Here is a 16,600-nt window from a genome sequence, read left to right as displayed (position 1 = left end):
TTCAATCTTAATAAAAGATAAAGGTAGTACGTATCCTTCCGGAACGAAGTTAGATGGTTACTTGGTGGGGCATTCGCCTTTGGTGTATTGGATTAAACCGGCGTTCTCAGCGGTGCAGGCATTGCCGTAAGTTTTGCCATTGCAACCACAAACCGGCTCATATTGTTGGGTACAGATTACATCGGTGCGAATTTTAGTTACATCTATACAAGTATTGGAAACGGTTTTACAACTTATGAGTAACAAACCTCCAACCAGTAAATATTTATGTGTAACCATTTATAAGCGGCTAATTGGTATTAGAAAGTGTAACCTGAACGCTATATGGGGCATTAATTTTTAAAGAGCAAAAATAAAGCTGCTGTTTATTAGTAAAGTAATTTACAAAATTCTCTGTCATTTGCACGTATCTGCTTTAGTTGGTTAACTATTAGAGTATTGTAGCGTATAGAGATTGCAATCCGTATTTTATGCGCGAGTTACAAGAAATACGGATTACATAAAAAACAAATTTTTAATTTGTTTTAACCGTCTAATCTATAATTGATAAAACTATGATGTTGCATGTAAAAGACAAAAGTGGTAAAATTATACTGGCTGGTTTAGCTGGTTTAAGTGCCGGAATAATTGCTGGTTTACTAATGGCTCCTGAATCGGGCAAGGATACGATTAGTGGTTTAAAAAACAAAGCTTTGGATTACGGCGATCAGCTAGACCAAGTGGCTCGTAAATTAATGCGCCAGTTAGAAGGAAACAACATAACTACTACCGGTAGCAGCCTTAAAATGCAAGGAACTTGGGATGAGGTAAAAGGTCGTTTAAAAACCCGATACTCTGCTTTAACCGATGATGATTTAGCTTATGTAGAAGGCCAGGAAGATCATTTTTTGGGAAACTTAGAATTTAAACTAGGTAAAGGCAAAAAAGAACTTCGCCAAATAATTGAAGAAATTTAAAATTATCTGCTTCTTGCTACATTAATGTAAGGCATTTTTCGCGCTTTTATGCGTATCAAAACATTATACGCATATTATCGTTAGTAATGCTTTAAACGTTAATAATTAATCTATCTGTAATGAAATCAAAATCTAAAAAATTTAAACTTAAAAACACTATGAAAGACAATAGCGGTAAAATTATTTTAGCCTTATTAGCTGGGGCAAGTGCAGGTATAGTAGCTGGTTTGTTAATGGCACCGGATAGCGGTACTGTTTCCAGAGAAAACCTGAAAAACTATGCCGGTAAACTAAGCAAAGACTTAGAAAAAACTTTCCAAGAAAGCCTGTCTAAAATTGATACTGGTGCTTTATTAAGTTCAATTGGCTTAGGTAATAAAGGCGGAGCCGACGAAAGTGCCGCTGGTGGTTCTGCTGCCGGTGCCGGTGCCGGTGCAGGGGCTAAGAAAGCTGGTGGCGCAAGCACTCCTGGTGCCGGAGCCGGTGCCGAAGGAGCAGGCGGATCAGCAGCTGGCGAACAAGGCCATTCTTAATATTTGAAAACCAGGGAAAACTTTCCCGTATAAAAAGAAAGATTGATTAAATAATAAGTGAGTGAAGCAAAAAGTTAAAATTCACATTTGATATTAATTCCTGAAATAGATTAGTATCAGAGAATATTGACTTAAAACGTTACATCATAAATAGTAATTCGTCTTGAGTTATTTAATCAATAAAAAAGGCCTTCCCTTGAAAAAGGAAGGCCTTTTAGTTTTAGCCTTTTTTAAATTTTTACTTTGCTTGAGAAGCAGCAATAATTAAAAAGTAAATTCATCAACTTTTTTGTACTGCCATTATTACCCGTTATTCTTCCGACTGGTCTTCGGTTTTCTCTGGTTTCATTTGCGGGAAGAATAATACATCTTGGATTGATTTAGAGTTAGTCATAATCATACTCAGGCGATCGATGCCAATCCCTAAACCAGCCGTTGGGGGCATGCCGTATTCCAGAGCTCGTAAAAAATCTTCGTCCAACACCATGGCTTCGGTATCGCCGCGCTTACCTAATTCTAGTTGTTCTTCAAAACGGGCCCGCTGGTCAATTGGGTCGTTTAACTCCGAGAAGGCATTGCAGATTTCTTTGCCGTTACAAATAGCTTCAAACCGTTCTACTAAACCTTCTTTAGTTCGGTGCTTTTTAGCCAGCGGCGACATTTCTACGGGGTAATCGGTGATAAAAGTAGGCTGGATGAGGTGCGGTTCGCACATTTCGCCGAAAATTTCATCAATAATTTTTCCTTTACCTAAGTTCGGGTTTAAATGAATGTTTAAGCTGGCAGCCGTTTCGCGCAGTTGCGGTTCTTCCATCGCCGAAATATCAATTTTGGTAAAATGCTCGATGGCTTCGAACATGGTAAAACGTTGCCACGGTCGTTTAAAATCAATAGTGTGTTCTCCTACCTGTACTTGCGTAGTGCCGTGTAAGTCCAGGGCAATTTTTTCTACCATTTCCTCTACCAGGTCCATCATCCAATAATAGTCTTTGTAAGCCACGTACAGCTCCATTTGGGTGAATTCCGGATTATGGAAACGGCTCATGCCTTCGTTCCGGAAATCTTTGGAGAACTCGTACACGCCATCGAAACCGCCTACGATCAACCGCTTCAAGTAAAGCTCATTCGCAATCCGGAGGTAAAGTGTCATATCCAGGGTATTGTGGTGGGTTTTAAACGGTCGCGCCGCCGCACCGCCGTACAAAGGCTGCAAAATAGGCGTTTCCACTTCCAGATAACCCCGGCCGTTCAGGTAGTTACGCATGGAGTTGGTAAGCTGCGTACGTTTTACAAAAGTGGCCCGCACTTCTGGGTTTACCACTAAATCTACGTAGCGTTGGCGGTACCGGAATTCGGGATCGGTTAAAGCGTCGTAAGTAGTTTTATTACCTTGTTCGTCTACTACTTCTTTTACAATGGGCAACGGTTTCAGCGATTTGCTAAGCAATTTTAACGCAGTAACGTGCACCGATATTTCGCCTACCTGCGTGATAAACACATAACCTTTAATGCCAATAAAGTCGCCGATATCGAGCATTTTTTTAAAAACCGTGTTGTACAGGTCTTTATTTTCGCCGGGCGCAATGTCGTCGCGCGACACGTAAATCTGAATACGCCCGGAAGAATCCATTAATTCGGCAAAAGAAGCTTTTCCCATGATCCGGCGGCTCATTAACCGGCCGGCTAAAGCTACCTCCTGGTAATTATTTTGCTCAGGGCTGTAGTTTTCCTTTATTTCTTTTGCATAAGCGTTAATTTCAAATAACTCCGAAGGATAAGGATTGATGCCTAATTTTTCCAGTTCTTCGCGCTCATGACGGCGGCGGATTTCTTGTTCGCTTAATTGCATGCGTCTTAATTTAATTACTTCAAATCTATAGCTTGCAAAATTGATAAATAATTTGGCATGTATCTATATTAATTAAGGAAATGCGAGAAATTATTCCGGCTTATAATTTTAAATAAATTGTTTGTAATGTATATTGTAGAAAGCCTAGGTAGTGCTTTCCGTGGAGTATGCGGTATAAAACTAACTCTAACCAAAACAGGAATTTATATTACTACTTCTTTTACTAGTTTTAATTTTTTAAATTTTTTGTTCTCTATAAGTTAATTATTCATCCTATAGCAAAAGCTTGTTCCTTGTAAGAATGTTTGATTTTACAGAGTAAGTTGTAAAACATTTTAAGATAAGTTCTGGTTAAAATAGGACATAAGTTTGCCCATTATTTTTGGCTGATAAGCTAAACCTTTAATTAAATAGAGATATTCCCGAGAGAGACTATGGGTGTTTTCGGACATTCGTAGTCTTTGTCGTTTAGCGTTAGTTTCTAAAGCTTTTACTCTAGTAATATAATTATTAAGTTCAACAAGGTTAAAGGGTAAATTTTTAAATTTCTACCTGAATTACATTAATCAGTAGCTGTCTTTATCACTCCTTAATCGAAGTAATCCACCAGGTGTTACCCGTAGGATCTTTTATGCCGCAGGTGCGGCCGTAATCCTGATCCGATAAAGGCATTATTGTTTCGGCACCCGCCAGCACGGCTTTTTGGTAAGCTTCGTCGGCATTGGGTACGTACACAAATAAATTAGCCGTTTGCGCTTTATACGCATCCGTGGCATCGCAGAACATCAGCGTAGAATTATTGATCCGCACTTCTGCGTGCATCAGTTTATCTTCATCCCGCTTCCGTTCAAAAGTTAGTTCAGCGCTAAACACCTGTTGCACAAAGTTAATAAACGTAGTGGCGTTGGTTAGCATTAAGTAAGGCATTACGGTTTGATGGCCATTGGGTAAGTTCATATTTCTAATTGTTAGGTTTAAGCTGGTAAAGATAAATAGCCCCAAGCGCCACAAATTGGAAAATCACGACATTCTCAGCTATCTTTATAATTATTATCACCAGACTTACCTGAGAAATAAACTCCTGGGCAGTAGCCGGAAAATTCTTTAAAGTCGTGGATAAAATGGGATTGGTCGTAATACCCGCAAGTGTAAGCAATTTCGGTCAGCGATTTATGACGGTTGCCATATTCCTTTAAAGCAGCCTGAAACCGAATAATCCGGGAAAACAGTTTAGGGCTAAAACCAGAGAAATTTTTAAATTTTCGCTCGAATTGGCGCCTAGAAAAACCAGTTTGGTCGGCGAGGCAATCTATATTTACTACTCCTTGGTTGTGAATAATAGCCTTAATAGCCGTAAATACAGCAGGTGATAGTTCCGCCTGATTTTTGATTAATTTTTTCTGAAGGAATGCAGATATTACCGCTACCCGACTACTAGTATTAGTCGCCGAATTCATCTTGTCTCCCAGTTCTGCTCCTTCGGCCCCGAGCAAACTCACCAAATCAGGCATTTGATTGTTTATAATGGTAGCCGGAATAGCAAACAACGCATCTACAGCAAACGGATATAAATACACCCCGAAAATGCCAAAATCTTTGTCGATAATAAAACGCCGGAAATTTTGTGAAGGTCCGTGTAAACCGGCCGTAAACGAATTCTCCAGTTTACCATTCTTGTATATTTCTTTAAAACAGCCTTGATAATGAAATATAAGTTCGGCGCAACCATCGGCCATAGAACGGTGCACATACGGTTGGTTCACCGAAGCCTTACTTTCGAGCACCCAAAAAAAGCGGACATAAGCAGCTAACTCTGGTGCGGGCGAAAGGGTATAGTAAATCATGGAAACAAATCTTATTATCAGCTAACGCCCTATTGCAACTTATTTTCTTAAAATTTTAAAAATTAGGTTAACTTCTGGCAGTATTGCAACAGCTGTTTAAGTTCTGTTTCCTGTCTAAGATTTGGTTTATTGGTCTTGAGGTAAGTATTTATTTTATCGGTATATTTTGCATAAACCTTTAATATAGCGGCTTTATTAGCGCGGAACACCTTAAAATTCTGATCAACAATATAATAGCTATTCTCTTTGGTTAAGAGTAAATTACCCTTGGGCTGTAATTTTTTTACCTGGCCGTTCTGATCCAGGTAAAAGCTAAATTGCTTGATAGCCGAAACAGCCGATGATTGATCATAACCCGCTTGTTTCTCATTTCTTAAAATCCGCATTGTTTGTTTTACCACTAATATAACGGGCTTATAAGATGCCACCACTTGTAAATACCCCACTTTAGGCTGGTAGTAGAAAGTATCCTGCCCCACTGTAATTAGTTTTACCAAGTATTCATTAGCCAGCGAAAGCGTATCACCTTCCGGACTGATGAAGTGCATCTCATCGAGTAAGAAGTTATAATTAAAAGATGCGGTAGCTACATTACCTGTATTATAAGCTACACTACCCAATTTAAAATCCGCATACGCATACTTTTGATTATTAGGTATTTTTTTAACAGCATCATTGTCGGCTTTTATCTTCGTGTATTTAGCATTCTGCGCTACGAGTTTAGGTGTACACCATAGCCATACTCCTACTAATAAAAATACCTTAATCATTGCCTTCTAATTAATTTCTCAAGTATGCTTTGCTTGTTGTTTTGCTAAGTAATTGCCCATCCATTATACTTAAACAGTACCAGATTAATCCCGCAAATTTCTTGTTTAAAGCAAATTTTAATTTCCCCGCTCTATAATTTTAAAAAATTTACCTCTTATTGGTTCTCCTGGATAACCTAGTTTCTATTCTCGACCACAAAATTGATTGTTAAAAGCTTTCTATTACTGTATGGGATGATTTGCAGAATTTAATATAAAAATTTTGCGCCTACTCATTAGGATTTTGGAACAATTAAAAATGACCATTCTTAAATCTAATGAAAGAAGCAGTCTGAGTTTTAGAAAAAACATTAAATATTTTTAATATTTAGTTTATTATATATTTAATTTGCGTTACTTTTGCATTAGAACTAGATGATTGATAATAAAAGCAGTTTTACACCTGGGTAATTAACAATCAGAAACATAAAATACTGCTAAGTAGAATAAAAAGGCAAAAATACAGATCTAGCTAACTTGCTGATCTACAAACTAAAAATTAAGAATTTATAAATTTATACAGTAAAAATTAAAAAATTTAGATATAATATATAAAATCAGCATTATTCTTGTTTAAATCTTTCTACAAAGTCTTGAATAATTGCCAAAATATTTAGGTGCTGCAAGTTACTTATAAATGAAGCTAATTTTAGAAATATGTAAAAACAACTACAAACTTTAAAACCAAACGAATTTGCACAACTTATTGCGTTCGTAATAAGCCAGTTATCTTCTCAACATTCTAATCGCTCCATCTACTAATTTTTTAATTTTTATCGCTCCTGGCACTCTTGTGCTTCCATATTCACGAACAGATTTTACCTAATCAAAAATAATTCCTATCACTTTATTTAAATTCTTCAAAAAAACTACTCATGAAAAAAGGATACTCCTTTATTCAAAATCGAACGCCAAATAGTACGCGTTATTGGTTATTACTAGTCCTGATTTCTTCCGGATTATTACTTAGTTGGCAATCAAATGCATTAAACCTGGCTCGCCAATACACTTACGGGCTTGCTACTGCAATTATTTCTAATATAAGTACAGTTGTTAATTCATCGCCGGTAATTGTTTCTTCCCCAGAAGCACAGAACCTTACCAGCGGTCAAGCCTTTTCCTTTAATACCGGCAGCTTTTCCGACCCAGATGTTGGCGATGCGTTAACTTACACCGCAACCTTATCGGATGGCAAAGCTCTACCGGCCTGGTTACAATTTAATGCTGCTACCCAGACTTTTAACGGCATGGCACCCAGCACAACGGGTATTTCTTTAATCCGGATTACAGCTACGGATAAATCACAAGCTTCTATTAGCGCTTCTTTCTCTATTAACGTGGAAAAAGCGGCTAGTGCAACCGCTTGCTCTCCGCTAAGCACTTTACCATGCTCCGAAATAGGCGTGGCATTGCCGTATATGTTAATTTTTGATAGCAGCGAAGGTGGTTTAGCGGATAAAAACGGCGCTAAAGTAGGCTTTACCATGGTGGATGCTCCATCGGCCCGTTTAACAGCCGACGGTACACCTACCTACCCGGCGGTGCCTGGCTACGAACCTGGTAAATTAACGCTTGACCCGGCTGGTACGGGTAAACTTACTATTACCACTAGTCCCGGTATAGCTTTTCTACGCAATGGTAGCACCACTACTACTACTTCCGCTACAAATTCGCAATTAAATGCTTTAGGAGTAGGAGTTGAAGCCAGTAAACAAGATTTTGAAATTGAGACTACTTTGCTACAACCCACTGCTGGTACCAACAAGTCAGAGCAAGCCGGTTTATGGTTTGGCTTAAACGAAGATAATTATGTAAAAATAGCTGCAGTTTCTTCTACTTATGGCAGAAACAATTTTGAGTTCCGGCGCGAAGTTAACGGGTTGTCTTCTAATACTAGTGCGGCGGATAAAATAAGCACCGCTACGCCTGTTACTATTAGTAAAAGTATTGTTAAATTAAAATTAGTAATCAAACGCGGCGCAACTGCTACTGCTAACGGTACCGTAGAGGGTAAATATATCATTGATGGCGGTGCCGAGGTATCTTTAGGCACTTTTGAATTGCCCGCCAGCTTTATTGCTGGTAAGCAGGTTAGCGACAAAAAACTTGCGTTTGCCGGTATATATGCCACACACCGCTTGGCTACCACACCAGTAAGTTATTCGTTTGATGATTTCAGTATTAAATCGCTCAATAACTCAGCTACTAAAACATTAGCCTTTTTACCAAATGCCCTTGACTTTACAGCTGTACAAGGGGGTACCGTAACTGCTAAGTCTACTGTACTTTCAGCTAATCAAGACCAACCAATTGTTAGCTTTACTCCTACTACCGCCAGTTGGTTAAAGCTGCCAAGCGCTGCTTTAGGTACCATTACCTTCGGGGCTAATAATATTACCTCCACTATGAGTCCGGGCCTGTACGAAGCTAAAGTTGTTGCCACTGCCGAAGGTTACGAACCAGCAGTACTTAGCATTAACTTAACTGTTTCGTCACCTGCCGTTTCGCAAGAGGTAAAAGTTAATTTTCAGGATGCTTATACCGTGCCTCCAACTGGCTGGGTACGCGATTATGGTCAGCCTTTTGGCTTAAAAACAGGTGCCTACCAAGATGGTAATTTAGAATATGGCTGGAGAAAACGGTCTGACGGTACCGACTTAGATTTATCAGTGCCCGGTAACGGCCGAAATCGCAATAGTAGCCTTACTAAGCCGATTGATGTATTGCAAGCCACAATTATGCACATGCAGGCCGATGATATTGCCAGCTCTTTTAACGGTACCAAAACCGAAGGTTACTGGGAATTAAAAGTAGCTAATGGCCAGTACGATGTAACTGTTAGTGCCGGTGATGCTTCTCCCAGTACCACTGTGCCGGCAGTACCAGAAATTCATACCTTAAATGTAGAAGGGGTAAATGCCATTAACGGATTTGTGCCTAGCGGTGCCGCAGGCAGTGCTACCCGTTTTAAATCGAATAAAGTTCGTGTAACCGTTACGGATGGTTATCTTACTATTAATGCTGACGGTGGTACCAATACTAAAATAAACTCGGTTCATATCTTACCGGTTGATACCAAACCGTATTTACTGTGGTCAGCCAGTTCTCATAACTTAGTAATAGAAAAAGGCACCACCACTACTAAAACTTTTTCTTTAGACCTGAATAACTCCGGTAACCAGGAGAACTTACCGGTTTCTTTAAGTGCCACTTACAGTGCAGGTGCTTCTAATTGGTTAAGTTTTGATGCTACCCATAATAACAGCGAACCTAACGTAACTTTTGATTATACCGCCGCTAAAAACCTGCCAGAAGGCACTTATACCGCTACAATCATGGCATCTGCCACTGGTTACAGCAGCGCTAGCACCACGGTACAAATAAGCGTAGTTTCTTCCGGAAGCAATCAGCCCTATGTTATCTCCTCTACACCAGCAAATGGCGCTACCAATGTAAGCGTTAATACTTCCAGCATTGCGGCTAATAACTTGTATGTGCCAGAAGTTTCTGGTTTTAAAGGAGGAGTAGATAATACTACCCTGAATGCTGCTTCGGTAAAAGTGTTAAAGGTAGCAGGTAGTACTACTTCTGAAATACAGGGAGTAATACAAGGGACTGGTGGCGGTGACGCTATTAGTTTTTCTCCAACCTATGCTCTGGAACCCAACACCACTTATAAATTCGTAATTACAGATGCCGTAAAATCCTATAGCGGTGCCGCATTTCTGCCGTACCAGGCCACATTTACAACGGGTAGTGTTGCTGCTCCCACTGGCTCGAATTCTATAGAATTTGCGAAACAAACCATACCCGGTACTACCGGTAAGAAATATACCAGTTTAACATTTGGTCCGGATGGCAGATTCTATGCTCTTCGTTTAGACGGTGTAATTGAGCGATATAATGTTAACCGAGAAACAGGTATGTTGTCTGGCGCAGTAGAAATTACTTCGTTGGTAGAAAAAAGAGGTGCCCGTTCAGCAGTTGGTTTAGCCTTTGATCCTGCTGCTACTGCCTCTAATTTAGTTGCCTGGGTTTCTCATTGCAGCGCAGGTTTAACTAATGCGCCAGAATTTGATGGAAATTTATCCCGACTTTCTGGTATGGATCTAGGCAGCGAAGAACTAATGGTTACTAAATTACCGCGCTCGCAAAAAGATCATTTAGTAAACAACATTGTTTTTGGACCGGATAAGGCTTTGTATTTCTGCCAAGGCAGCAACAGCTCTATGGGAAATTATGACGGCACCTGGCAACGCGACGAAAGCTTATTAGCTGGTAGTGTGTTACGCTTAGACCTAACGAAACTAGCTGGTATTACTTTACCACTAGATGTAAGAACTACCGCCAACCTTAATGTAATCAACGCTGCACCGGCTAATAATATCCGGATGTCCGATGGTACTTACAATCCGTACGCTACCAATTCTCCGCTTACTATCTACGCTTCTGGCGTACGGAATGCCTACGATTTGCTTTGGCATACCAACGGCCAGTTGTACGTTCCTACTAACGGCTCAGCAGCCGGAGGTAACTCGCCTGCTTCTGTACCTGGTACCCGCCGGCCAAATGGTACTTTTTATAATGGCCCTGCCATCCCCGCTACTAGTGGCGTACAAGTACAACCAGACTGGTTATTCCGTGTTAATCCGCTAAAACCAGTAGGCTTTTTTGGCCACCCTAATCCACTGCGGGGAGAATACGTGGCCCACCGCGGTTATATAGATAATCCAAAATACCCTTCTACTATTAGTCCGGATGCAAATTACCGCGGTGCAGCATTTAGTTTTGAACTGAACAAGTCACCAAACGGCGTAATAGAATACAAGAGCAATAATTTCGGTGGTGCCTTAAAAGGAAAAATTTTGGTTTGCCGCTTCAGTGGAGGCAGTGATATAATTGTACTGGAGCCCGGCTCCATGGTAAAAGATCCTTCGGTTAATTCAGCTACGGCCAACGACAAGATTTATGATATTGTAAATTCCCAGACAGGTTCTGGTACCAATGGCATTACTGGCTTAGGTGGCTTTGTGAACCCTCTGGATTTGACCGAAGATGTGCAAACCGGTAACTTGTATGTAATTGAGTATAACTGGAACAACACCGCCGGCAAAACTGCTCAGATTACTTTACTAAAAGCTACTGCTGTTTCGGCCCAAACCGGTATTACTACGATAAGCCCAACAGAAGTAATAGACAATGATGTTATTAATGGTGCAGCGGGTAAGAACCACACCATAACAGTTGCTAATACTGGTAATAGCAGTTTACAGGTAACCGGTATAATCCTGGATGGTGTAGATAAAACTCAGTTCCAGTTGATCGGAGCACCCGCCCCGACAGCCGCCGCTCCGGTAATTATAGCACCAAACAGTGCCCTTACTTTTAACGTGGCGTTTAATCCAACTACCACCGGCGTTAAAGCTGCCAGAATAGTTGTAACCAGCACTAACAACGCAGCAAAAGAAGTTACCCTCAAAGGTTTAGGTACAGCCGGACTTTCTGGCACTAATGAACCATCTTTGCAAGCAGTACTGGATGTACACGGTTTTAAAATAGTAGTAGGCGATAATGATAAAAACACCAACATTATTCACAGTAGTAATTATAAAGCTCCTATACTCGGCGAAGAAGTGGCTGTACAGCAGTTTGTACGGGCCGAAGATGCCCCAGTAACTATTAAACCATTGTCTGTATTTGGTCCGCAACACACCGGCGGTATTGTTACGGCTTTTGGTTGGTATACTTCTGGTGATGCTAATGCCAAAAACGAATTATTTACAGTTGCTAACAGCAATTATCAGACGGTAGATGTACAGACGACCAGTAATCTGTCCTTTGATCCAGGAGCTACTACGTTTGGCTTCTACTCGCGCTGGCCTTTCTTCGAGAACCGGCATTTATACAGCGAAGATGCTCTGAACACATTTACTGGCGCTGTACCGCATCACGTTCGGGTATATCCGTTAAAAAATGCAGACGGCACCTTAGTGGAGAATGCTTACATTATTGCTACGGAAGAACATGTTTCCGGCTTTGATTACCAGGATGTAGTTGTAGCGGTATACAATGTGAAACCAGCTAACCAAGTGCTAGCTAAAAAACTTGCCTTCTCCAGTGAATCGTTAGCTTTTAATTTAACTCTAGGCACGCCTGTTTCTGCGCAAACCGTTACTTTATCGGCTAGCACAGGCACGCCAGTGGTGGCACTTACGCAATCAGAGGGCAGCAGCCCATGGTTAACTATCCCGGCTGCTAGCTTAGGAACCTTATCTTTTAATGTTCAGGATGCTAATTTAAGCCCCGGAACTTACTCTGCAACCGTTACTGCTTCTGCAGAGGGTTATTTAGCTGCTACTTTTAAAATTAACTTAGAAGTAGTTGCCACAGGTCCAACTCAGCCAAGTAACGCTACTATGATCGTGGAAAATTTAGATAAGTTTCCAGCTAATGACCGGCTTACTTTTTCGCTGATACAAACTCCGTGGCACCGGACAACTCCAGCGGTTACTCCTTACAATCAAAACCACGACAGTGTAACTGTAAAAATCAGTAATCGCGGAACGGGCGTACTTACGCTTAAAAATTTAAATCTTTCTAATGCCAGCGCCTGGAAAATTGCCGCTGTAAATAATCAGCCGTATGATGCTGCTGCTAAACTGCCTATTACAATAGCTCCTGGCAGCTCCATTGAAGCCACTGTTCAGTTTATCGCGAAATTCACCACTGGCCGGATCAAAATTTTAAACGATACGCTATCTATTATATCGAATGATGATCTGGAGCCGAAGAAGAAAATTGTGTTACATGGTTTATGGCAAAATAAAGGTGAAGGTGCCAATGAACCTTACTTGCAGGAAATCGTGAATGCTTTTGGATTTAAAACCAATGTGGGTATTGGTAAAACAGATGGCAATGAAGGCACCAGTATTATCGCGAACTCGGATGAGATATTCTCGCAATACTTTGTTCGGGCAGATGCTTCTAAACCTGCCTATGCCATTCAAATGGCCGCTTATCATGGCTGCTGTGCTTCCGTAGAAACATTGCAGTGGTTTGCTCAAGGTGCTACCACGCAAACGAATATTCTGAGACACCGGGCGCTTGATGGCCAATCACTTTTACCTTTAAAAGCAAGCACTGATTTAGTACAAGCAGAAGCTTCCTTCTCTCCTACTACTACTTTTGGATTTAAAGCTAATTCAGCGTACACCGATCGCACCCGTAACGGAGAAGGCCGGATAGGAATCCGGGTTTACAAAGCAATTGACCCGAAAGGCAATATCATTCCGAATGCCTACATTATTGCGCACGATTACATTGCTAACCCTGGCGTAACAAATTATGATTACCAGGACAACGTTTACTTTGTAAGCAACATTAAACCAGCCGAAGGGCCAGCTTATTTCTCCGAACTTGCGGCAACGCCATCGGCCCATGATTTTGGTTCTGGTCGCGTAGGCACCACTAATACCCGAGCCATTACCTTGAATAACTTAGGCAAAGTGTATGCGAACGGTAGTGATCCTGCGATTACGATTAAAAGTTTAGAAATAAAAGGTGCTAATGCGTCTGAGTTTACGGTAGCCGGATTAACTACATCCACTATTACGGCCCAGGCAACTGCTTCGGTGAATGTTTCTTACAAACCTACCAGTCAAGGAATTAAAAACGCAGCGTTGCTGGTACACTATAATAACTCAACCTCTCCATTGCGTATCCCGCTTTATGGAACCGGTGACAATGATTGTGCTGCTATTACGGCGATAAAACGGATTAAAGGTGGCGCGGATGCTGCTGTTACCATCAACGGTAAACAATGGGAAGCGGACAAAGCTTACCGCCAAGGATCCGTACAGTTAGACAAACCAGCCGTAACCCCGATTGCTGGCACTGATGACGATGTTCTGTATCAAACATATCTTTCCGCTAGCACCAATCTGGCCGAAACCCGTTACCAGATTCCATTAGCAAACGGCAATTACATGGTACGGCTGCACTTCGTAGAAAACTTTTACACCACTATGGGGAGCCGGGTATTTAGTATTGCGGTAGAGGGCGAAACACGTTTATCTAATCTGGATATTTTCCGGGAAGTAGGTTATAAAGCCGCTTTGGTAAAAGATTTTGAAGTTACCTTAACGGATGGTCAGTTAAATTTAAAATTCAACCCTACTGCTAACCGCGTAGCGCTTGCCGGTCTCGAAGTATTTGCGGTTTCTGGTAGCCAAAGCACTTTGGTTTTAAACCAAAATGCTGTTACCGGAGCAAACTGCAATGCATCCAACGGGTCAATTACGTTAAGTGCTTCCAATGCCTCTACCACTGACTTGTTATATAAATTGGGGATGAATGGCACGTATCAGTCATCACCGGTATTTAATAACTTAGCAGCTGGTACTTATACTTTCTACGCGAAAGAAAATAATACGGGTGGATGCGAAACATTTAAAGCGTTTACTATTCCAACGCAGGAAAACAACCTAGTATTTAGTGTTATGGCACCTGTAGTTACTTGCGAGGCTACCACTGGTTCGGCCACTATCAGTAATATTACAGGAGGTTCCGGTAACTATACCATTACCTGGAACACTGCTCCTGCTCAAACCGGAACTACCGCTACCAACCTGGTACCAGGCACCTACACGGTTACTATTGCTGATGCTTCAGGATGCAGCAAAACACAGGAATTTACCGTTACCCGTACTCAAAATTGTGGTGGTACTCCAGAGGTTACAGCTATCCGCATTAATTCCGGAGGTACTTCCTATTTAGCAAGTGGTAACCAACAGTTTGTAGCTGATACTTACTTTGGTGGTGAAAACAGAACCGGCTCCATCGCTAACGGTGAAATTTTAAATACTACCGACGATGAATTGTACCGCACCGAGCGCTCGGCAGCTAGCTTTAACTACGCGGTGCCCGTGGCAAATGGCAATGTACAGGTTATCCTTCATTTCGCGGAAATCTGGTTTGGTGCTCCGGGTCGTGGTCCGGCCGGTGCTGGCCGCAGAATGTTCCACGTGGACATAGAAGGCGGCCGTAAATTAACTAACTACGACATCTTCGCTAAAGCTGGAGGAGCTATGAAAGCAATTCAGGAAAGCTTCCAGGTAACTGTAACGGACGGTATTTTAAACATCAACTTCACCAGCGGATCAGTTAATTTGCCTAAAGTCTCTGCAATTGAAGTATTACCTGCAACTAATACCCCTGTAAATAAAGCTCCGGTATTAGCAACGATCGGTAATCAATCAGCTACAGTTGGCCAAGCCTTTAATTTTACAGCTAGCGCTACGGATGCAGATGTTAACCAGATTAAGGCTTACTCTTTGGTAAATGCTCCAGAAAATGCCATTATTAAGGCCTCTACTGGTTTGTTTACTTGGACACCAACGCAAGCAGGAACCTACACCTTTACCGTAGTGGCCACTGATAATGGCACTCCCGCTTTATCTGATGAAGAGCTGATTACTATCACCGTAATCGATCAAAGCCCTGTAACGAATGTAGCTCCAGTTTTGGCCGTTATTGGTAATAAAACCACCACGGTAAATCAAGCCGTAAACTTTACAGCTTCCGCCACCGATGCAGATGTTAACCAAAAGCACGTGTATTCCTTAATTAATGCACCCGGTGATATGGTTATTAACGACTCAACCGGTGTAGTGAACTGGACTCCGACTACGGTAGGTACATTTACCTTTACGGTAAAAGTAACAGACAACGGTTCACCCGTTCTGAGCGATGAAGAGCAAATTTCCATAACCGTAAATGACACTGCTGTAACTGCCAAAGCAATTCGAATTAATGCGGGAGGCGCAGCATTTACCACAGCGGATAACCGCACTTTTGTAGCGGATACCTTCTACGGTGGCGTGGATCGGGTAGGAACGCCTAGCACTTTAGACATTACAAATACAACCGATGATGCCATGTACCAGGATTATCGTTCTGCTACTAATTTTAACTACAGCATACCCGTGCCAAACGGAACAGTAAATGTGGTTTTACACTTTGCAGAAGTTTACTTTACTGCATCCGGTAAGCGTATGTTCAACGTTGATATTGAAGGTGTTCGTAAATTAACAAATTATGATATCTTCGTGAAAGCAGGCGGAGCCCGGAAGGCCGTTCGGGAAACATTCCAGGTAACTGTTACCGATGGGGTATTAAACCTTGATTTTACCAGCGGTAAAGTAAATCTACCGGAATTAGCGGCTATCGAGATCATACCGCAAGTAACCACAGGTGCTACCGTAACGGTAAATAATGCTTCTTCTATAGAGGTTGGCAGTAAACTAAATACCGGTGAAAAAGCTTCGGTAAACTTATATCCAAATCCAAATCCGGGCGATAAGGTTACCATTGATTTAGATGGCTTTAACTCTAAAGAAGCGGTAAGTTTAACTTTGCGGGATTTACAAGGTAGAGTTATTCAGGCACAAGCCGTTACTGTTGATACAAATGGCACTACTAAAATCAATCTGGTATTTGCTAATAAACTAGCGGGCGGTGAGTATATTGTGGTAGCCGTAAGTAATACTAAAAAAGTAAGCGCTAAATTGCTCATTCAATAATTTAATTCCTGTAAAACTTGTTACAACCA

8 protein-coding genes are annotated in these 16,600 nt (G+C 41.3%); 3 read left to right on the top strand and 5 right to left on the bottom strand.

Going from position 1 to position 16,600, the window contains the following annotated elements:
- Positions 1-57 precede the first annotated feature (57 nt).
- Positions 58-279, bottom strand: a complete 222-nt coding sequence (locus AHMF7616_RS22720; RefSeq protein WP_115374968.1) for a Kazal-type serine protease inhibitor family protein — start codon at positions 277-279, stop codon at positions 58-60.
- A gap of 275 nt (positions 280-554) precedes the next feature.
- On the opposite strand from AHMF7616_RS22720, the gene AHMF7616_RS27825 reads away from it, so the two are divergent.
- Both AHMF7616_RS27825 and AHMF7616_RS22710 read left to right on the top strand, forming a co-directional pair.
- Positions 555-956, top strand: a complete 402-nt coding sequence (locus tag AHMF7616_RS27825; protein WP_158546233.1) for a YtxH domain-containing protein — start codon at positions 555-557, stop codon at positions 954-956.
- A 158-nt stretch (positions 957-1,114) separates the two neighbouring features.
- Positions 1,115-1,489, top strand: a complete 375-nt coding sequence (locus tag AHMF7616_RS22710; protein ID WP_115375741.1) for a YtxH domain-containing protein — start codon at positions 1,115-1,117, stop codon at positions 1,487-1,489.
- A gap of 310 nt (positions 1,490-1,799) precedes the next feature.
- Here AHMF7616_RS22710 and lysS read toward each other — a convergent pair whose 3' ends face one another.
- The 4 genes from lysS to AHMF7616_RS22690 form a co-directional block, all read right to left on the bottom strand.
- The gene (gene lysS, locus AHMF7616_RS22705; protein ID WP_115374967.1) at positions 1,800-3,338 is read right to left on the bottom strand and encodes a lysine--tRNA ligase; all 1,539 of its coding nucleotides are present in this window, start codon (positions 3,336-3,338) and stop codon (positions 1,800-1,802) included.
- A gap of 582 nt (positions 3,339-3,920) precedes the next feature.
- A complete protein-coding gene (locus AHMF7616_RS22700) occupies positions 3,921-4,295 on the bottom strand; it encodes a VOC family protein (RefSeq protein WP_115374966.1) in 375 nt (124 codons plus the stop codon).
- Between the two features lie 74 nt (positions 4,296-4,369).
- Positions 4,370-5,182, bottom strand: coding sequence for a helix-turn-helix transcriptional regulator (locus AHMF7616_RS22695; RefSeq protein WP_115374965.1), 813 nt, complete (start codon positions 5,180-5,182; stop codon positions 4,370-4,372).
- A 62-nt stretch (positions 5,183-5,244) separates the two neighbouring features.
- Complete coding sequence (locus AHMF7616_RS22690) at positions 5,245-5,952, bottom strand: hypothetical protein (RefSeq protein ID WP_115374964.1); 708 nt, start codon at positions 5,950-5,952, stop codon at positions 5,245-5,247.
- A 914-nt stretch (positions 5,953-6,866) separates the two neighbouring features.
- Here AHMF7616_RS22690 and AHMF7616_RS22685 point away from each other — a divergent pair.
- On the top strand, positions 6,867-16,571 hold the full coding sequence (locus AHMF7616_RS22685) for a malectin domain-containing carbohydrate-binding protein (protein WP_115374963.1): 9,705 nt from the start codon (positions 6,867-6,869) through the stop codon (positions 16,569-16,571).
- Positions 16,572-16,600 lie beyond the last annotated feature (29 nt).

Source organism: Adhaeribacter pallidiroseus (assembly GCF_003340495.1).
GTDB classification, from domain to species: Bacteria; Bacteroidota; Bacteroidia; order Cytophagales; family Hymenobacteraceae; genus Adhaeribacter; species Adhaeribacter pallidiroseus.
This window is presented reverse-complemented; position numbering and strand designations above follow the sequence as displayed.

Coding starts and splice junctions, on each gene's coding strand:
- AHMF7616_RS22720 (WP_115374968.1), bottom strand. CDS start 279: ATGGTTACACATAAATATTTACTGGTTGGAGGTTTGTTACTCATAAGT.
- AHMF7616_RS27825 (WP_158546233.1), top strand. CDS start 555: ATGATGTTGCATGTAAAAGACAAAAGTGGTAAAATTATACTGGCTGGT.
- AHMF7616_RS22710 (WP_115375741.1), top strand. CDS start 1,115: ATGAAAGACAATAGCGGTAAAATTATTTTAGCCTTATTAGCTGGGGCA.
- lysS (WP_115374967.1), bottom strand. CDS start 3,338: ATGCAATTAAGCGAACAAGAAATCCGCCGCCGTCATGAGCGCGAAGAA.
- AHMF7616_RS22700 (WP_115374966.1), bottom strand. CDS start 4,295: ATGAACTTACCCAATGGCCATCAAACCGTAATGCCTTACTTAATGCTA.
- AHMF7616_RS22695 (WP_115374965.1), bottom strand. CDS start 5,182: ATGATTTACTATACCCTTTCGCCCGCACCAGAGTTAGCTGCTTATGTC.
- AHMF7616_RS22690 (WP_115374964.1), bottom strand. CDS start 5,952: ATGATTAAGGTATTTTTATTAGTAGGAGTATGGCTATGGTGTACACCT.
- AHMF7616_RS22685 (WP_115374963.1), top strand. CDS start 6,867: ATGAAAAAAGGATACTCCTTTATTCAAAATCGAACGCCAAATAGTACG.